Source organism: Pseudomonas glycinis, assembly GCF_054871425.1.
The window spans coordinates 1-16,261 of sequence record NZ_JBTYHF010000002.1 but is presented as its reverse complement, the minus strand read 5'-3'; the positions used below and the strand labels follow the sequence as shown (position 1 = coordinate 16,261).

Below are 16,261 nucleotides of genomic sequence, written 5' to 3'. Positions count from 1 at the left end.
GCTAAGTTACTGTGCCGGAACGTATGAACGAGACCTTCCCCGTGTTGATCACCAGCAAACTCCTGGATCAAGTCATCAAGGCACACGCCCGCTGGCGTTGGCGCGCCTGAATCTTCTCTGCCGGCTCCGCCGGATCTGTATCGCTTTGCCTTCCTTGTCTGTTTGAAATGCCGCTGTGCTGGCGCCCTGTGCGCGTCCGACATCGCGCAGCGCCCTGCGGGCAAGTCATCTGAAGGCTGTCATCAAGTCGGAATTCAAGAGGTTCGAAACGCCATGTTGCTGATGATCGACAACTACGACTCCTTTACCTACAACGTTGTGCAATACCTCGGCGAGCTGGGTGCCGAGGTCAAAGTGGTGCGCAACGACGAACTGACCATCGCCGAAATCGAAGCGCTGAATCCCGAGCGCATCGTGGTTTCCCCGGGGCCGTGCACGCCCACCGAGGCGGGCGTTTCCATTGATGCGATCAAGCACTTCGCCGGCAAACTGCCGATCCTCGGCGTCTGCCTCGGCCACCAGTCCATCGGCCAGGCCTTCGGCGGTGATGTGGTGCGTGCCCGCCAGGTCATGCACGGTAAGACTAGCCCGGTATTCCACGAGGACAAGGGCGTGTTCGCCGGCCTCAATCATCCGCTCACTGTTACCCGCTATCACTCGCTGATCGTCAAGCATGACAGCCTGCCCGATTGCCTCGAGCTGACCGCATGGACCCAGCACGATGACGGTTCGGTCGACGAGATCATGGGCCTGCGTCACAAGACCCTGAACATCGAGGGCGTACAGTTCCACCCCGAGTCGATCCTCACCGAGCAGGGTCATGAACTGTTTGCCAATTTCCTCAAACAAACCGGCGGCACGCGCTAAGGACTTCCCATGAATATCAAGACAGCCCTCAGCCGTATCGTCGAACACCTCGACCTCAGCACCGATGAAATGCGCGATGTGATGCGCGAGATCATGACCGGCCAGTGCACCGAAGCGCAGATCGGCGCTTTCATGATGGCCATGCGCATGAAGAGTGAGAGCATCGACGAGATCGTCGGCGCGGTGTCGGTGATGCGCGAGCTGGCCGATCAGGTCGAGCTGAAAACCCTCGACGGCGTCGTCGATGTGGTAGGCACCGGCGGTGACGGTGCGAATATCTTCAACGTCTCGACCGCATCTTCCTTTGTTGTCGCAGCGGCCGGTTGCACCGTGGCCAAGCACGGCAACCGCGCGGTGTCCGGCAAGAGCGGCAGTGCCGATCTGCTGGAAGCTGCCGGCATTTATCTGAACCTGACCCCGGTGCAGGTCGCGCGCTGCATCGACAACGTCGGCATCGGTTTCATGTTCGCCCAGACCCACCACAAAGCGATGAAGTACGCCGCCGGCCCGCGCCGCGAACTCGGCCTGCGCACGCTGTTCAACATGCTCGGCCCGCTTACGAATCCGGCCGGTGTGAAACATCAGGTCGTCGGCGTATTCACCCAGACGCTGTGCCGGCCATTGGCCGAAGTCTTGCAGCGACTGGGCAGCAAACACGTGCTGGTCGTGCATTCGAAGGACGGTCTGGATGAGTTCAGCCTCGCCGCGCCGACCTTTGTTGCCGAGCTGAAGAACAACGAAATCACTGAGTATTGGGTCGAACCGGAAGACCTCGGCATGAAGAGCCAGAGCCTGCACGGTCTGTCGGTCGAAGGCCCGGAAGCGTCGCTGGCGCTGATCCGTGACGCCCTTGGCAAGCGCAAGACGGAAAACGGTCAGAAAGCTGCCGAGATGATTGTGCTCAATGCCGGTGCGGCGCTGTACGCCGCCGACCTGGCAAGCAGTCTGAAACAAGGTGTGGAGCTGGCGCACGACGCGCTGCACACCGGCCTCGCTCGGGAAAAGCTCGAGGAGCTGGGTGCCTTTACCGCGGTATTCAAAGTGGAGAATGAAGGATGAGTGTACCGACGGTTCTGGAAAACATTCTGGCGCGCAAGGTTGAGGAAGTCGCCGAGCGCAGCGCTCGGGTCAGCCTGAGCGAGCTGGAAAGTCTGGCCAAGGCGGCCGATGCACCCCGTGGTTTTGCCCAGGCGTTGCTGGCGCAAGCGAAGAAGAAACAACCGGCCGTGATTGCCGAAATCAAGAAGGCTTCGCCAAGCAAAGGCGTGATCCGCGAAGACTTCGTGCCGGCCGACATCGCCAAGAGCTACGAAAAGGGCGGGGCGACCTGTCTGTCGGTGCTGACCGACATCGATTACTTCCAGGGCGCCGATGCCTACCTGCAACAGGCGCGCGCCGCCTGCAAGCTGCCGGTGATCCGCAAGGATTTCATGATCGATCCGTACCAGATCGTTGAAGCCCGCGCGCTGGGCGCCGATTGCGTGCTGCTCATCGTCTCCGCACTGGACGACGTGAAAATGGCCGAGCTGGCCGCCGTGGCCAAAGGCGTCGGTCTCGACGTCCTGGTGGAAGTGCACGACGGTGACGAACTGGAGCGCGCGTTGAAAACTCTCGACACGCCGCTGGTCGGGGTCAACAACCGCAACCTGCACACATTCGACGTCAGCCTGGAAACCACCCTCGACCTGCTGCCGCGCATCCCGCGCGATCGTCTGGTGATCACCGAGAGCGGCATCCTCAATCGGGCCGACGTCGAGCTGATGGAAATCAGCGATGTGTACTCGTTCCTGGTCGGCGAAGCGTTCATGCGCGCGGAAAATCCGGGCATTGAATTGCAGCGCCTGTTCTTTCCGGAGCGTGGTGTGCCGATCAGCGGTTCGACCCTCGACTGACCGAGTCGACCTCATTCGCGAGCAGGCTCGCCCCCACAGAGGATTGCATTCCAGTGTGGGAGCGAGCCTGCTCGCGAAGGGGCCATCGAAACCGCTAAAGATTTTCATGTTGCCGGAGCCTGTTATGTCGCTGCCAACCCCGCTGACCATCGAATTTGGCCTGCAAGCCGAACAGGACTTGCTGGCCTCGGTCTGTGCTGGCGACGCCGACTTCGGCCTGCTGTTCTGGCAACCCACCGACCGCGCGCTGGTCATGCCGCGCCGCCTCAACCGTCTCGCGCAATTCGACCACGCCTGCGAAGTCTCCGCTGCCGCTGGCTGGCCGGTGCTGTTGCGTGAAACCGGTGGTGAGCCCGTCCCGCAATCCGCTGCGACCATCAACATTGCCTTGGTGTATGCCCCGCCTCGCAGCGAAGGCGATCTGAACCGCATCGAAACCGGCTACCGCCGCCTGTGCGATCCGATCTGTCAGTTGCTGGATGAATTGGGTGGCACCTCGTCGGTCGGGGAAATCGACGGCGCATTCTGTGATGGACGTTTCAACGTCAATCTCGACGGTCGCAAGATGGTCGGCACCGCCCAGCGCTGGCGCCAGAGCCAGGGCGGCCAGCGTCCGGTGGGCTTGGTGCACGGTGCGATGCTGATGGATGACGAGCGCGAAGCGATGGTTGCTTCGGTCAATCGCTTCAATGAAGCCTGCGGCCTGGAGCAGCGGGTGAGGGCGCAAAGCCACATCGCCCTGCATGAGAAATTCAAAGCGCCACAGGCGTTGGCGCGTCTCGATGAATTGTTTCGTTTGATGCTGGCGCAGATTTACGTCTAGCGCGTGCCGAAGACCACCATGGTCTTGCCCTTCACGTCGACCAGATTGCGTTCTTCCAGATCCTTGAGCACGCGGCCGACCATTTCTCGCGAACAACCGACAATCCGACCGATTTCCTGACGGGTGACTTTGATCTGCATGCCGTCCGGGTGGGTCATGGCGTCCGGCTGTTTGCACAGCTCCAGCAGGCAGCGGGCGACGCGGCCGGTGACGTCAAAAAATGCCAGGTCGCCGACTTTGCGCGTGGTGTTGCGCAGGCGTTGTGCGATTTGTCCGCTGAGGGCGTAAAGAATGTCTGGATCCTGCTGCGATAACTCGCGGAACTTGGCGTAACTGATTTCTGCGGTTTCACATTCAACCTTGGCACGCACCCAGGCGCTGCGTTCCTGCTCCTGACCTGCCTGCTCGAACAGACCCAGTTCGCCGAAGAAATCCCCGGCGTTGAGGTAAGCGATGATCATCTCGCGACCATCGTCGTCTTCGATGAGGATGGTGACCGAGCCTTTGATGATGAAAAACAGCGTGTCCGAGCGATCCCCGGCGCAGATTATATTGCTCTTGGCCGCATGACGCCGGCGCTGGCAATGCATCAACAGCTTGTCGATGTTCTTGATTTTGGGTGTGGGGGTAATAGCAACCATGGTTGTATCCCGAAAAGACTGCACGGTGATGTTTGAGTTTTTATGAGGCGCTGAAGGCGGTCGCTACAGAGCTGACGAATTGGCGCCAGCGAATTGGCGCCAGCTTACCAGACACTTCGTCGAGAATTCGAGAAATTACCTACAGCCAGAAAGCATTCGTCCTAGGACGTCGTTCCTGTCGGAACAAAGTGCTGTGCTAAGCTGGCGACCCTTTTTTTACAGTGGAGTCTGGGCGATGAAGGCACGCATCCAATGGGCTGGCGAAGCCATGTTCCTCGGCGAATCCGGCAGCGGTCATGTCGTGGTAATGGACGGCCCGCCAGATGCCGGTGGCCGTAACCTCGGGGTTCGCCCGATGGAAATGCTCTTGCTGGGTGTCGGCGGTTGCAGCAATTTCGATGTGGTCAGCATCCTGAAGAAGTCACGTCAGGCCGTTGAAAGCTGTGAAGCCTTCCTCGACGCCGAGCGTGCGACTGAAGATCCCAAGGTGTTTACCAAGATCCACATGCACTTCGTGGTCAAGGGCCGGGGCTTGAAAGAAGCTCAGGTCAAGCGCGCCATCGAACTGTCGGCCGAGAAATATTGCTCGGCGTCGATCATGCTCGGCGCGGCTGGCGTGGCAATCACCCACGATTATGAAATCGTCGAACTCGGCTGAACCGACATTCAACTATCATAAAAGCAGTGCAGACTCTGGCGATCCCCCGCTGACGTCTGCATAATGCGCCACTTTTTTCAGGGCAGTGATCGGTCAGCCGACGGGTCATCCGCCTGAACAGATAACCAAAATCGCCATCGCGAAGAGGTGTTAACCGTCCTACGCAGGTGCGTTGTTCGCACTTGACGGGCATGCTTGATCACGCGGCCGCGCCGCATACATAGAGAGTTTTTAACGGTGAAAAGCAAACTCAAGCTCCACGGGTTCAATAACCTGACAAAGACCTTGAGCTTCAACATCTATGACATCTGCTACGCGGAAACCCCGCAAGACCAGCAGGCTTACGTTGAGTACATCAATCAAGAGTACAACGCGAAACGCCTGACGCAGATTCTCACAGAAGTTGTCGAGATCATTGGTGCCAACATCCTGAACATCGCCAGTCAGGACTATGAACCCCAGGGCGCCAGCGTCACGATTCTGATTTCGGAAGAGCCGGTAACCCCGACTGACAGCCAGATCGAAGAATCGCCGGGCCCTTTGCCCGAAATTATTCTGGCCCACCTCGACAAGAGCCACATCACGGTGCACACCTATCCGGAAATCCATCCGGACGATGGTATTGCGACCTTCCGTGTGGATATCGACGTGTCGACCTGTGGTGTCATTTCACCGCTCAAAGCGCTCAACTTCCTCATTCACCAGTTCGATTCGGACATCGTGACCGTGGATTACCGTGTGCGCGGCTTCACCCGTGACGTTGAAGGCAACAAGCACTTCATCGACCACGAGATCAACTCGATCCAGAACTACCTCTCCGAAGACACTCGCGACGCGTACCAGATGACCGACGTGAACGTGTACCAGGAAAACCTGTTCCACACCAAAATGCTGCTGAAGAACTTCGAACTGGACAACTACCTGTTCGGCGATGCCACCAGCAACCTCTCGCCCGAGCAGCGTGCCCAGGTGACCGACCGTGTGAAACACGAAATGCTGGAAATCTTCTACGCGCGCAACATGCCGACCTAAGATTCCCGGACACAAAAAAGGCGACCTCCTGGTCGCCTTTTTCATGCCTCACACAAAACCTCTGTGGGAGCGAGCCTGCTCGCGAAGATGTCATCAGCACCGACACGGATCTCAGATCCGATAAGTACTCTTGGTCATCACCTTCGCCAACAAACTCATGCCGAACTTCACTGGCGCCGGAAAACGAAATCCGCCCGCATCCAACGCACTTTCCGCATGCTGTTCTTCATCGATGCGCATCTGTTCGAGAATCGCCCGGGACTTCTCGTCCTCGGCCGGCAATTGCTGCAGATGTTCGTTCAAGTGCTTGCACACCTGATGCTCGGTCGCCGCAACGAAACCAAGGCTGACTTTGTCGCTGATCAGTCCGGCGACCGCGCCGATACCGAACGACATGCCGTAAAACAGTGGATTCAGCACGCTGGTGTGGCTGCCCAGCTGATGGATGCGCTGTTCACACCAGACCAGATGATCGATCTCTTCTTCAGCCGCGTGCTCCATGGCTGCGCGTATCTGCGGCAACTTGGCGGTCAGCGCCTGCCCCTGATACAGCGCCTGGGCACAGACTTCGCCGGTGTGGTTGATGCGCATCAGACCGGCGACATGGCGGGTGTCTTCATCGCTCATCTGCGTATCCGGCTGCAGAATCGCTGGCGACGGGCGGTACGGCTGGCCACTGAAGGGCAACAGGGTGCGCATCGCGGTATCGGCTTGCAGTAGCAGACGGTCTATGGGCGAGTAGTGACGTTGGGTAGTCATGCTGACCTCCGGGAAGAATCTCGGCGGCCAGTTTAACCGAATCGGCCGGCGAGGGTTTGCGCTGGGTCACTTGCTGCGCGGTCAGGCTTTTTTGTGGGAGCGAGCCTGCTCGCGAAAGCGGATTATCGGCTACTGAAGTGTTGGATGTATCGGCGCCTTCGCGAGCAGGCTCGCTCCCACGGTTGGTTGTCGCCAATCAGCCCGGCGGCCAGTTCATCTGGCGCTGCCCCAGCACGTGCATATGGATGTGATAGACAGTCTGCCCGCCAAGTTCATTGCAGTTCATCACCACGCGGAAGCCTTCTTCGCAACCCAGTTCCAGCGCCAGACGCTGCGCGGTGAACAGGATGTGCCCGGCCAGTGCCTTGTCGTCTTCGGTCAGGTCGTTGAGCGTGCGCACCGGTTTTTTCGGGATCACCAGAAAGTGCACCGGAGCCTGTGGGGCGATGTCGTGGAAGGCCAGAACCTGGTCGTCCTCGTAGATGATATTGGCCGGGATTTCCCGGTTGATGATCTTGGTGAACAGAGTATCCACTGCTGTTTCTCCGTTGAGTTGGGCTGAATCGAGTGTACCGCTTCGAAGTAGTGTTCCTAGCGGGGGCAGTAAGCTTTATTGACCATGCCGACAATCGTCCGGTTAAGCCAGCGCGAACCCAGTCGCGGCAGGAACGCCAGCCAGCGGTTGCGCCGTCCCGGAATAATGATGGCGCGGTTTTTATCCAGTGCGCGTACGGCATGCAGTGCCACTTCTTCCGGACTCATCAGCGAGTGGCTGCTTTCGATCTTTTCGCGACTCATCTGTGCGGTTCGGAAGAACGGTGTGCGCGTCGGGCCGGGGCAAAGCACGGAGACTTTCACGCCGCTTTGTTTGAGCTCCACGCGCAGGGCTTCGGAAAAATGCAGCACGTAGGCTTTGCTGGCGTAGTAGGTGCTCATCCATGGGCCGGGGCTGTACGCAGCCACCGAGGCGACATTGAGGATCTGCCCGCCACCCAGCAGCGCCATGCTGTTACCCACCGCATGGCAGAGGCGGGTGAGGGCGAGAATGTTGACCTCGATGAGGTCCTGCTCAGTCATCCAATCCTGCGCGAGGAATGGCCCGCAGGTGCCGATGCCTGCGCAATTGACCAGCAGCTCGATCTGCCGGTCGCCTTCTTCCAGCTCCAGCAAAAAGCCCGACAGGCGCAACGGTTCGCCGAGATCGCAGGCACGAAACAATACTTCGACATCGAAACGCTGGGTCAGCTCGATGGCGATACTTTCCAGCTGATCACGCTGTCGTGCCACCAGAATCAGGCTGCGGCCGCGCCGGGCCAGCGCTTCGGCCATGGCCAGGCCGATGCCGCTGGAAGCACCGGTGATCAGAGCGTAACGGGTCATGCAGTTCTCCATCGCAACAGCTCCGCGCCGGCGACGCGGTTGTCGCGGCAGGGAGCGCTGTTCATTCTTGCGCAGAGTCTACAGGGGCCTGCGCCGGTTCGGCTGCCTCGTCAGCGGAAATCGCTGGCGGCTCGACAACTTCAACTTCGTCGGTGGTCACCGCGCCGCTGTCATAGCTGCTCTCCAGACTGCTTTCATATTCTTCCTGCACAGCCGAGAAGCCGCCAAGCAGGCCGCCGGCAAAAATCAGTGCGAAGAATACGATCCACAACGAGCACAGCACTTTGACCGCCGTGCTGTTGGGCGGTGGTGGCGGCCCATAGCGGTTGGCGCCGGCATTGCCGGGTACGACCATCATTACCAGCGGGAAAAAACTGCCGACGAACGGCACCAGATTCAACAACCACAGCCAGCCCGACCAGCCGATATCGTGCAGGCGCTGAACGCTGAACAGAATGCTGACGATCATGAAGCCGAGGAACAGGAAGACCGCCAGAATGCCGCCGAGGATCAGCCCGGTAGTCGAGTCGCCGCTGACCAAGCCCAACGCAATCAAAGCAAACACGCCGACGATGGGCAGGGTCACCAGGCTCAAGACCATGGTCCAGGCCAGAAAGCGCAGGCGACCGATCCGGCCTTCGACGCTGAATGGCTTGAGCGTGGCGAATGGCGGCAGAGCTTCACCGACATTGGCGCGCGGTGGGGCGTAAGGCGAGTCCGGTTCCACCACCGCTGCAGGGTTATCGTGGACGTCCGCGAGATTCAGCTCGATGGCTGTTTCCGCTTCGATCCGCGCATCGATCCCGGTTTTGTTCAACGCCTGCAGATACGTCTGCGCATCGCTGTGAGACAAATCACGTTTGAGGGCGACGGTGCGGCCATTGAACAGGCGCTCGATGGCGGCCACATCGCTTTTGAACAGATCCGCCAGATTCAGTTTGGCGGTGGTGAAGTCGACGCCGGGCTGCAGCGCGCCGTCGAAGACGATCTTGTAACGGGGGTCGCTCATGGCCGAGGCATCCTTGTCGCGATTCATTTGGCAGCCAGTCTGATCAGGACTGGCCAGATATGTTTTTCAGCGCGGCCAGCGTTGTGGCAACTGTGCAGCGCGCGCTTGGGCCTGACGATATTCAGCGTCGAGCCGCGCGATCAACTGATCCACGCTTGGCAGATCACCAATCTGGCCAACACCCTGACCCGCCGACCACACGGTCTTCCAGGCTTTGGCTTCATCGTTGATCGGCTTGAGCTTGTCGCCGAAATTGACCTCGCCCTTGCCTTGCAGGGCCGCCATGTCGAAACCGGCCGCCTCCAGGCTCTGGCGCATGAAACTGGCCGGCACTCCCGACACCGCTGGAGTATGAATGATGTCGGCAGCCTTGGCTGTCAGCAGCATTTCTTTATAAGCGTCAGGCGCGTGACTTTCGGTGGTGCCGATAAATCGCGTACCGAAGTAGGCCAAATCCGCGCCGAGCAGCTGCGCGGCGAGAATCTCATGGCCGTGGTTCAAACATCCTGCAAGCAACAGCGTCTTGTCGAAAAACTCACGGATCTCGGCAATCAGCGCAAACGGACTCCAGGTGCCGGCATGCCCGCCGGCGCCGGCCGCGACGGCAATCAGCCCGTCGACACCGGCTTCAGCGGCTTTCTCGGCATGGCGCCGCGTGGTCACGTCGTGAAACACCAGACCGCCGTAGCTGTGCACCGCGTCGACCAGTTCCTTCACCGCGCCGAGGCTGGTGATAACGATCGGCACCTTGTGCTCGACGCAAATGTCCAGATCCGCCTGCAGACGCGGGTTGCTGTGGTGAACAATCAGGTTCACCGCATAAGGAGCCGGATTAGCCAGCGTCGCCAGGCCCGCTCCGATCTGTTCCAGCCAGGCCTTGAACCCACTGCTTTCGCGTTGGTTCAGCGCCGGAAAGCTGCCGACCACGCCGTTGCGGCAGCAGGCGAGCACCAGTTCCGGATTGGAGATCAGGAACATCGGCGCTGCTACTACGGGCAGACGCAGACGTTGTTCGAGCAGAGCGGGCAGCGACATTGAGAACACCCCGAGGATCTGTATTGGTTGAAGTTAGAACGGCTTGACCACGACCAGAATTACGATAGCCAGCAATATCAGAACCGGCACTTCATTGAACCAGCGATAAAAGACATGGCTGCGGGTGTTTTCGCCACGGGCGAAGCGTTTTACCTGCGCGCCGCACATATGGTGGTAACCGATCAGCAGAACGACCAGAGTCAGTTTTGCGTGAATCCAGCCGCCCTGGCTGAAAAGGCTCGGGTTGAGGTAGATCAGCCAGCCACCGAAGATCAGCGTGGCGATCATCGCCGGGCCCATGATGCCGCGATACAGCTTGCGCTCCATGACGCTGAAGCGTTCCTGGCTGATCGTGTCGGTGCTTTGCGCGTGGTAAACGAACAGGCGCGGCAAGTAGAACAGCCCGGCAAACCAGCAGACGACGCTGACAATGTGAAACGCTTTGAGCCATAGATAGAGCATTTTTGGTTATTCCCTCATTCACGGTAGCCAGATAGTAGAGGCTTGAGCGTCCGCGCGTCACCTTGGCGGTTGTCGCAGGCGCGCGCGGCCCCTATTATCGACGGCTTTCCAGTGGGTTCGTTGAGGGCAGGTTTATGGTCAAGGTCGGTATCGTCGGCGGCACGGGTTACACCGGTGTCGAACTGCTGCGTCTGTTGGCACAGCATCCGCAGGCAGAAGTGGTCGTCATCACTTCCCGATCCGAGGCCGGTCTGGCCGTGGCTGACATGTACCCGAACCTGCGCGGTCACTATGACGGGCTGGCGTTCAGCGTGCCGGACGTGAAAACCCTTGGCGCCTGCGATGTGGTTTTCTTCGCCACGCCACACGGCGTGGCTCACGCCTTGGCAGGCGAGCTGCTGGCGGCGGGCACCAAGGTCATCGACCTGTCCGCTGATTTCCGTCTGCAAGATGCTGATGAATGGGCCAAGTGGTACGGCCAGCCACACGGCGCACCGCAATTGCTGGACGAAGCGGTCTATGGTCTGCCGGAAGTCAATCGCGAGCAGATCAAGAAAGCGCGCCTGATCGCGGTGCCGGGTTGCTATCCGACCGCAACGCAATTGGGTTTCCTGCCATTGCTGGAAGCAGGTCTGGCCGACGCATCGCGTTTGATCGCCGACTGCAAATCCGGTGTCAGTGGTGCCGGGCGTGGTGCCGCTGTAGGTTCTTTGTACTCCGAGACGTCGGAAAGCATGAAGGCCTATGCGGTAAAAGGTCATCGTCATCTGCCGGAAATTCGCCAGGGCCTGCGTCGCGCGGCGGGCAAGGACGTCGGCCTGACCTTCGTCCCGCACCTGACGCCGATGATTCGCGGTATTCACTCCACGCTCTACGCGACAGTAGTGGATCGCTCGGTTGATCTGCAGGCACTGTTCGAAAAGCGCTATGCCAACGAACCGTTCGTCGATGTCATGCCAGCCGGCAGCCACCCGGAAACCCGTAGCGTGCGCGGCGCCAACGTCTGCCGCATCGCCGTGCATCGTCCACAGGATGGCGATCTGGTGGTCGTGCTGTCGGTGATCGACAATCTGGTCAAGGGCGCCTCGGGCCAGGCGGTGCAGAACATGAACATCCTGTTCGGACTGGACGAGCGCTTCGGCCTGTCACACGCCGGCATGCTGCCTTAAAAGCAGCTACGAGCTTCAAGCCACAAGCTACAAGAGATCAGAGGCAAGCTTGAAGCTCACCGCTTGAAGCTTGCCGATGCTCCTCTAATAGTTGACCAATTTTCTAGGACAAGCGGATAATGCGCGTCATCACGCATTATGGCGGCGTAACGCCGGGAGATAGTCAGCATGAGCGTCGAATCCTTCACCCCCACGGCTTTGCAATTCACTCAAGGTGCTGCGCACAAGGTGAAGAGCCTGGTCGATGAAGAGGGGAATGATCGCTTGAAGCTGCGCGTATTTGTTACGGGCGGCGGTTGTTCAGGGTTTCAATACGGTTTCACCTTCGATGAAGACGTGGCCGATGACGACACCATCGTCGAGCGCGAAGGCGTGAGCCTGGTGGTCGATCCGATGAGCTTCCAGTACCTGGCCGGTGCCGAGGTGGATTATCAGGAAGGTCTGGAAGGTTCGCGCTTCGTGATCAAGAACCCGAATGCCACCACGACTTGTGGTTGCGGTTCGTCGTTCTCGATCTGATCGCGCTTCACCGCACACAACAAAACGCCGCAGAGCCTTTCGGTTCTGCGGCGTTTTTGTATCTGAAGTTTATGCCGGGTAGATGGCGCCAAGTACGCGCAGGCCGCGAGCGCCGGTGACGCTTGGCCGATTGGCGGCGATGCCTTCGAGGCAGCAATGAGCCAGCCAGGCGAAGGCCATGGCTTCTACCCAGTCAGGGTCAACGCCGTGAGTTGCGGTGCTGGCGACTTGGGTATTTGGCAGCAGATCCGCCAGACGTCTCATCAGCGTCGCGTTGTGCGCGCCGCCGCCACAAACCAGCAATTCCTGAGTGTCCGATTGAGCGCCTTGTAGCGACTCGACGATGGTCAGCGCCGTCAGTTCGAGCAGCGTGGCCTGAATGTCTTCGGCAGCGAAAGTCGGCAGACGCGATAGATGCTGTTCCAGCCATGGCAGATTGAAGACTTCCCGGCCGGTACTCTTCGGGCCTTTGGTGACGAAGAACGGGTCGCTCAGCAGTGCCGTGAGCAGGGCTGGTTCAACCTTGCCGGTCGCAGCCCATTTGCCGTCCCGGTCATAGTTTTCGCCACGTTGCCGGTGAATCCAGGCGTCCATCAGAACATTTCCCGGGCCGCAGTCGAAACCGGCCACAGGTTTGTTCGGCTCAATCAGGCTGAGATTGCTGAATCCGCCGACATTCAAGACTGCCTGGTTACCAGTACGCTCTTCAAACAACGCTTCGTGAAAGGCTGGCACCAGAGGCGCACCTTGGCCACCCGCTGCGACATCGCGACTGCGGAAATCGCTGACGACGGTAATACCGGTCAACTCAGTCAGCAGGGCTGGATTACCGATCTGCACGGTAAACCCGCGCGCCGGCTCATGGCGAATGGTCTGACCGTGGCTACCGATGGCACGAATGGCATCGGGCTTGAGTTGTTGTTGCGCGAGGAGGGTGTGAATGCCCGACGCGGCAAGTTCGACCCAGTGTTGCTGAGCAATCGCCGAGCGGGCGATCTCGTCGGGGCCGCTGGCGCACAAGCCAAGCAGCTCGGCGCGCAGGGAGTCAGGCATTGGCAGGTAATGGGTGGCGATCAGTTTGATCGCCGAGGTCTGCTCGATCAGGGCGATGTCCAGCCCGTCGAGACTGGTTCCGGACATCACACCGATATACAGGGCCATGGCTTAGCGCTTGCTCGAAGCCAGCATGGTAGCCTTCTCTTGATCCATGCGCGCCATCAACGGCTGGCTCTGCGCGAGGAAGCGCGCGCGTTCGGACTTGGCGATCGGATCGGCCATCGGCAGCTTCTGGCCCAGCGGATCGACGTGAACGCCGTTGACCTGGAACTCATAGTGCAAATGCGGGCCGGTGGAAAGGCCAGTTGTACCGATGTAGCCAATGACTTGACCTTGCTTGACGCTGCCACCGGTTTTCACGCCTTTGGCAAAGCCCTGCATATGGCCATAGAGCGTACGGTAAGTGTTGCCGTGCTGAATGATCACGGTGTTGCCGTAACCACCACGACGACCGGCCAGCAACACTTTGCCGTCACCGGCAGCCTTGATCGGCGTGCCTCGCGGCGCTGCATAGTCGACACCTTTGTGCGCGCGGATCTTGTTGAGGATAGGGTGCTTACGGCCCATGGAGAACTTCGAGCTGATGCGGGCGAAGTCAACCGGCGTACGGATGAAGGCCTTGCGCATGCTGTTGCCATCGGCAGTGTAATAGCTGCTGTTGCCTTGTTTGTTGGTGTAGCGAACAGCGGTGTAAGTCTTCCCGCGGTTGGTGAAACGCGCCGACAGGATCGGGCCGGTGCCGACCGCCTTACCGTTGATGACTTTCTGCTCGTAGATCACATCGAATTCGTCGCCTTGACGAATGTCCTGCGCGAAGTCGATGTCGTAGCCAAAGACGCTGGCCATATCCATGGTCATGCTGTGAGAAAGGCCGGCGCGGGCTGCGGACTGCGACAGTGAGCTGTTGATGACACCGTGGACGTAGGCAGTGCGAACGGTTGGCTTGGCAGTCACTCGGTTGAACGAATAGCCCTTATCGTTCTTGGTCAAAGTAATGGTTTCAACGTCGCTGACTTTGCTGTGCAGGCTGGTCAACTGGCCTTCCGGGCTGAGTTCGAATTCGAGTTTCTGACCGCGCTTGAGTTGGCTGAACTGCTTGGCTTGCTTGTCGCTAGCCAGTATTTCGTGCACGGAGGCTGCCGGTAGGCCGACTTTTTCAAACAGGGTAGACAGCGTATCGCCTTTGGAAACCACGACTTCACGGTGCCTAGGCTCTTTTGGTTTCTCAGCAGGGGCTACAGGTGCTGGCGCGGTTTCAGCGGTTTGCGCGGCGTTTTCGTCGCTGTTTTCGATTTGTGCGAACGGCGAAGCTACGGGCTCGTTTGTGGCTTGAGCCGCATCAGCAGCGTCTTGATCTTGTGTCAGTTGTTCAGCAGGACTTTCCAGTTCAAGACTCAGAGTCGTCTTTTTGGCTTCAACATCGCTGGAGGGAAATACCAGCAGCGCCAGGCTGAGAAGGGCGGCGATTCCACTTGCGGCGAGCAGGTGGGTCTTCGGGTAAAGCGGGGGCGCTTTAGACGGTTCTGTGGTCATAGGTAATTTTTGACTTTGAAATAGATGAATTGGAAAAGATGAATGACATGATGAAGATGAAATAACTGTATAAAATATAACCAAATCATCGCTGAAGCAAGTCTACAGACCTCGGGTCTGTGGATTGGTGTCCGTGCGCCGGGCAAAACTTGTAATTGGTGCGCGTTCTTGTATGGTTGGTTCCCTTTGAATCTGAGCCTTGCGGGTCTGTTATGAAGTCGGTTGAAGAGCAGCTAGCGCTGATTAAACGTGGTGCGGAAGAACTATTGGTCGAGTCCGAGCTGGTCGAGAAGCTCAAGCGCGGCCAACCGCTGCGTATCAAGGCTGGTTTCGACCCTACCGCTCCGGATCTGCATCTTGGTCATACCGTGCTTATTAATAAGCTGCGTCAGTTCCAGGAGCTGGGGCACCAGGTGATCTTCCTTATAGGTGACTTCACCGGGATGATCGGTGATCCGAGTGGCAAGAGCGCCACGCGTCCGCCACTGACGCGTGAGCAGGTTCTGGAGAATGCCGAGACCTACAAGACTCAGGTTTTCAAAATCCTTGATCCGGCGAAAACCGAAGTTGCCTTCAACTCCACTTGGATGGACAAGATGGGGCCGGCGGATTTCATTCGTCTGACCTCGCAATACACCGTCGCTCGCATGCTTGAGCGCGATGACTTCGACAAGCGCTACACCACCAACCAGCCGATCGCTATTCACGAGTTCCTCTATCCGCTGGTTCAGGGTTATGACTCGGTCGCGCTGCGCGCCGATGTCGAGCTGGGCGGTACCGATCAGAAATTCAACTTGCTGATGGGGCGTGAGTTGCAGCGTGGTTATGGCCAGGAGGCACAGTGCATTCTGACCATGCCATTGCTGGAAGGTCTGGATGGCGTGAAGAAGATGTCCAAGTCGCTGGGCAACTATGTCGGTATTCAGGAAGCACCAGGCGTTATGTACAGCAAGCTGGTTTCCATCCCGGATGCGCTGATGTGGCGTTACTTCGAGTTGCTCAGCTTTCGCTCGATGGATGAGATCAACGCCTTCCGGGCTGACGTCGAAGCTGGAGCGAATCCACGCGACATCAAAATCAAGCTGGCTGAAGAGATCGTTGCGCGCTTCCATGGTGAAGAAGCTGCGGCGAATGCTCACCGAGGCGCCGGCAACCGCATGAAGGATGGCGAGCTTCCAGATGACTTGCCTGAGATCGAACTGTCTTCGGTTGAGGATATGCCGATCGCTGCTGTCCTTAATAAGGCTGGCTTGGTGAAGAACTCAGCGGCGGCGCGAGATCTGTTGGCGGCTGGCGGCGTGCGTGTCGATGGTGAGGTGGTTGATCGCTCCTTTATATATGCACTGGGCGCGACTCACGTTTGCCAGGCCGGCAAGAAGGCTTTTGCACGTATTACGCTGAAATCTGAATAAAGTTGAAATTGGGG

18 protein-coding genes are annotated in these 16,261 nt (G+C 58.8%); 9 read left to right on the top strand and 9 right to left on the bottom strand.

Annotation, left to right across the window (positions count from 1 at the left end; genetic code table 11):
- Nucleotides 1-273 precede the first annotated feature (273 nt).
- From ACYSTU_RS04175 to ACYSTU_RS04160, 4 genes are all read left to right on the top strand, one after another.
- On the top strand, nt 274-867 hold the full coding sequence (locus ACYSTU_RS04175; protein WP_041476683.1) for an aminodeoxychorismate/anthranilate synthase component II: 594 nt from the start codon (nt 274-276) through the stop codon (nt 865-867).
- A gap of 9 nt (nt 868-876) precedes the next feature.
- Nucleotides 877-1,926, top strand: coding sequence for an anthranilate phosphoribosyltransferase (gene trpD / locus ACYSTU_RS04170; RefSeq protein ID WP_016772917.1), 1,050 nt, complete (start codon nt 877-879; stop codon nt 1,924-1,926).
- The gene (gene trpC, locus ACYSTU_RS04165; RefSeq protein WP_041476681.1) at nt 1,923-2,759 is read left to right on the top strand and encodes an indole-3-glycerol phosphate synthase TrpC; all 837 of its coding nucleotides are present in this window, start codon (nt 1,923-1,925) and stop codon (nt 2,757-2,759) included. Before trpD ends, trpC begins: the two co-directional genes overlap by 4 nt.
- Nucleotides 2,760-2,883: 124 nt before the next feature.
- A complete protein-coding gene (locus ACYSTU_RS04160) occupies nt 2,884-3,582 on the top strand; it encodes a lipoate--protein ligase family protein (RefSeq protein ID WP_498996235.1) in 699 nt (232 codons plus the stop codon).
- On the opposite strand, the gene crp is transcribed toward ACYSTU_RS04160, so the two are convergent.
- Nucleotides 3,579-4,223 (bottom strand): cAMP-activated global transcriptional regulator CRP, encoded by a 645-nt coding sequence (gene crp, locus ACYSTU_RS04155; protein ID WP_041476679.1) that lies wholly within the window; start codon nt 4,221-4,223, stop codon nt 3,579-3,581. The two genes, ACYSTU_RS04160 and crp, sit on opposite strands and share 4 nt — an antisense overlap.
- A gap of 235 nt (nt 4,224-4,458) precedes the next feature.
- Here crp and ACYSTU_RS04150 point away from each other — a divergent pair, with 235 nt between their 5' ends.
- The gene (locus tag ACYSTU_RS04150) at nt 4,459-4,881 is read left to right on the top strand and encodes an OsmC family protein (RefSeq protein WP_016772921.1); all 423 of its coding nucleotides are present in this window, start codon (nt 4,459-4,461) and stop codon (nt 4,879-4,881) included.
- A gap of 237 nt (nt 4,882-5,118) precedes the next feature.
- Complete coding sequence (speD, locus tag ACYSTU_RS04145) at nt 5,119-5,913, top strand: adenosylmethionine decarboxylase (protein WP_024014530.1); 795 nt, start codon at nt 5,119-5,121, stop codon at nt 5,911-5,913.
- 111 nt (nt 5,914-6,024) lie between these two features.
- Here speD and coq7 read toward each other — a convergent pair whose 3' ends face one another.
- The 6 genes from coq7 to hemJ all read right to left on the bottom strand — a co-directional run bounded on the left by coq7 (nt 6,025) and on the right by hemJ (nt 10,558).
- The gene (gene coq7, locus ACYSTU_RS04140) at nt 6,025-6,672 is read right to left on the bottom strand and encodes a 2-polyprenyl-3-methyl-6-methoxy-1,4-benzoquinone monooxygenase (protein ID WP_498996227.1); all 648 of its coding nucleotides are present in this window, start codon (nt 6,670-6,672) and stop codon (nt 6,025-6,027) included.
- 196 nt (nt 6,673-6,868) lie between these two features.
- Nucleotides 6,869-7,207: a histidine triad nucleotide-binding protein gene (locus ACYSTU_RS04135; protein ID WP_016772924.1), complete on the bottom strand. Its 339-nt coding sequence runs from the start codon at nt 7,205-7,207 to the stop codon at nt 6,869-6,871.
- Nucleotides 7,208-7,263: 56 nt separating this feature from the next.
- A complete protein-coding gene (locus ACYSTU_RS04130) occupies nt 7,264-8,052 on the bottom strand; it encodes an SDR family NAD(P)-dependent oxidoreductase (protein WP_498996222.1) in 789 nt (262 codons plus the stop codon).
- Nucleotides 8,053-8,113: 61 nt separating this feature from the next.
- Nucleotides 8,114-9,061: a DUF805 domain-containing protein gene (locus ACYSTU_RS04125; protein WP_498996219.1), complete on the bottom strand. Its 948-nt coding sequence runs from the start codon at nt 9,059-9,061 to the stop codon at nt 8,114-8,116.
- 66 nt (nt 9,062-9,127) lie between these two features.
- The gene (locus ACYSTU_RS04120; RefSeq protein ID WP_498996217.1) at nt 9,128-10,096 is read right to left on the bottom strand and encodes an NAD(P)H-dependent flavin oxidoreductase; all 969 of its coding nucleotides are present in this window, start codon (nt 10,094-10,096) and stop codon (nt 9,128-9,130) included.
- 33 nt (nt 10,097-10,129) lie between these two features.
- On the bottom strand, nt 10,130-10,558 hold the full coding sequence (hemJ, locus tag ACYSTU_RS04115) for a protoporphyrinogen oxidase HemJ (protein WP_016772928.1): 429 nt from the start codon (nt 10,556-10,558) through the stop codon (nt 10,130-10,132).
- A 134-nt stretch (nt 10,559-10,692) separates the two neighbouring features.
- Between hemJ and argC the strand changes: the two genes are divergently transcribed.
- Together argC and erpA are read left to right on the top strand one after the other, a co-directional pair.
- Nucleotides 10,693-11,727 (top strand): N-acetyl-gamma-glutamyl-phosphate reductase, encoded by a 1,035-nt coding sequence (argC, locus tag ACYSTU_RS04110; RefSeq protein ID WP_095181423.1) that lies wholly within the window; start codon nt 10,693-10,695, stop codon nt 11,725-11,727.
- A gap of 168 nt (nt 11,728-11,895) precedes the next feature.
- On the top strand, nt 11,896-12,246 hold the full coding sequence (erpA, locus tag ACYSTU_RS04105) for an iron-sulfur cluster insertion protein ErpA (protein ID WP_007918905.1): 351 nt from the start codon (nt 11,896-11,898) through the stop codon (nt 12,244-12,246).
- A gap of 69 nt (nt 12,247-12,315) precedes the next feature.
- Here erpA and ACYSTU_RS04100 read toward each other — a convergent pair whose 3' ends face one another.
- Together ACYSTU_RS04100 and ACYSTU_RS04095 are read right to left on the bottom strand one after the other, a co-directional pair.
- Nucleotides 12,316-13,407, bottom strand: a complete 1,092-nt coding sequence (locus tag ACYSTU_RS04100; protein ID WP_498996214.1) for an anhydro-N-acetylmuramic acid kinase — start codon at nt 13,405-13,407, stop codon at nt 12,316-12,318.
- Nucleotides 13,408-13,410: 3 nt separating this feature from the next.
- Nucleotides 13,411-14,835 (bottom strand): peptidoglycan DD-metalloendopeptidase family protein, encoded by a 1,425-nt coding sequence (locus ACYSTU_RS04095; protein WP_498996212.1) that lies wholly within the window; start codon nt 14,833-14,835, stop codon nt 13,411-13,413.
- Between the two features lie 212 nt (nt 14,836-15,047).
- Here ACYSTU_RS04095 and tyrS point away from each other — a divergent pair, with 212 nt between their 5' ends.
- A complete protein-coding gene (tyrS, locus tag ACYSTU_RS04090; protein WP_024014528.1) occupies nt 15,048-16,247 on the top strand; it encodes a tyrosine--tRNA ligase in 1,200 nt (399 codons plus the stop codon).
- Nucleotides 16,248-16,261 lie beyond the last annotated feature (14 nt).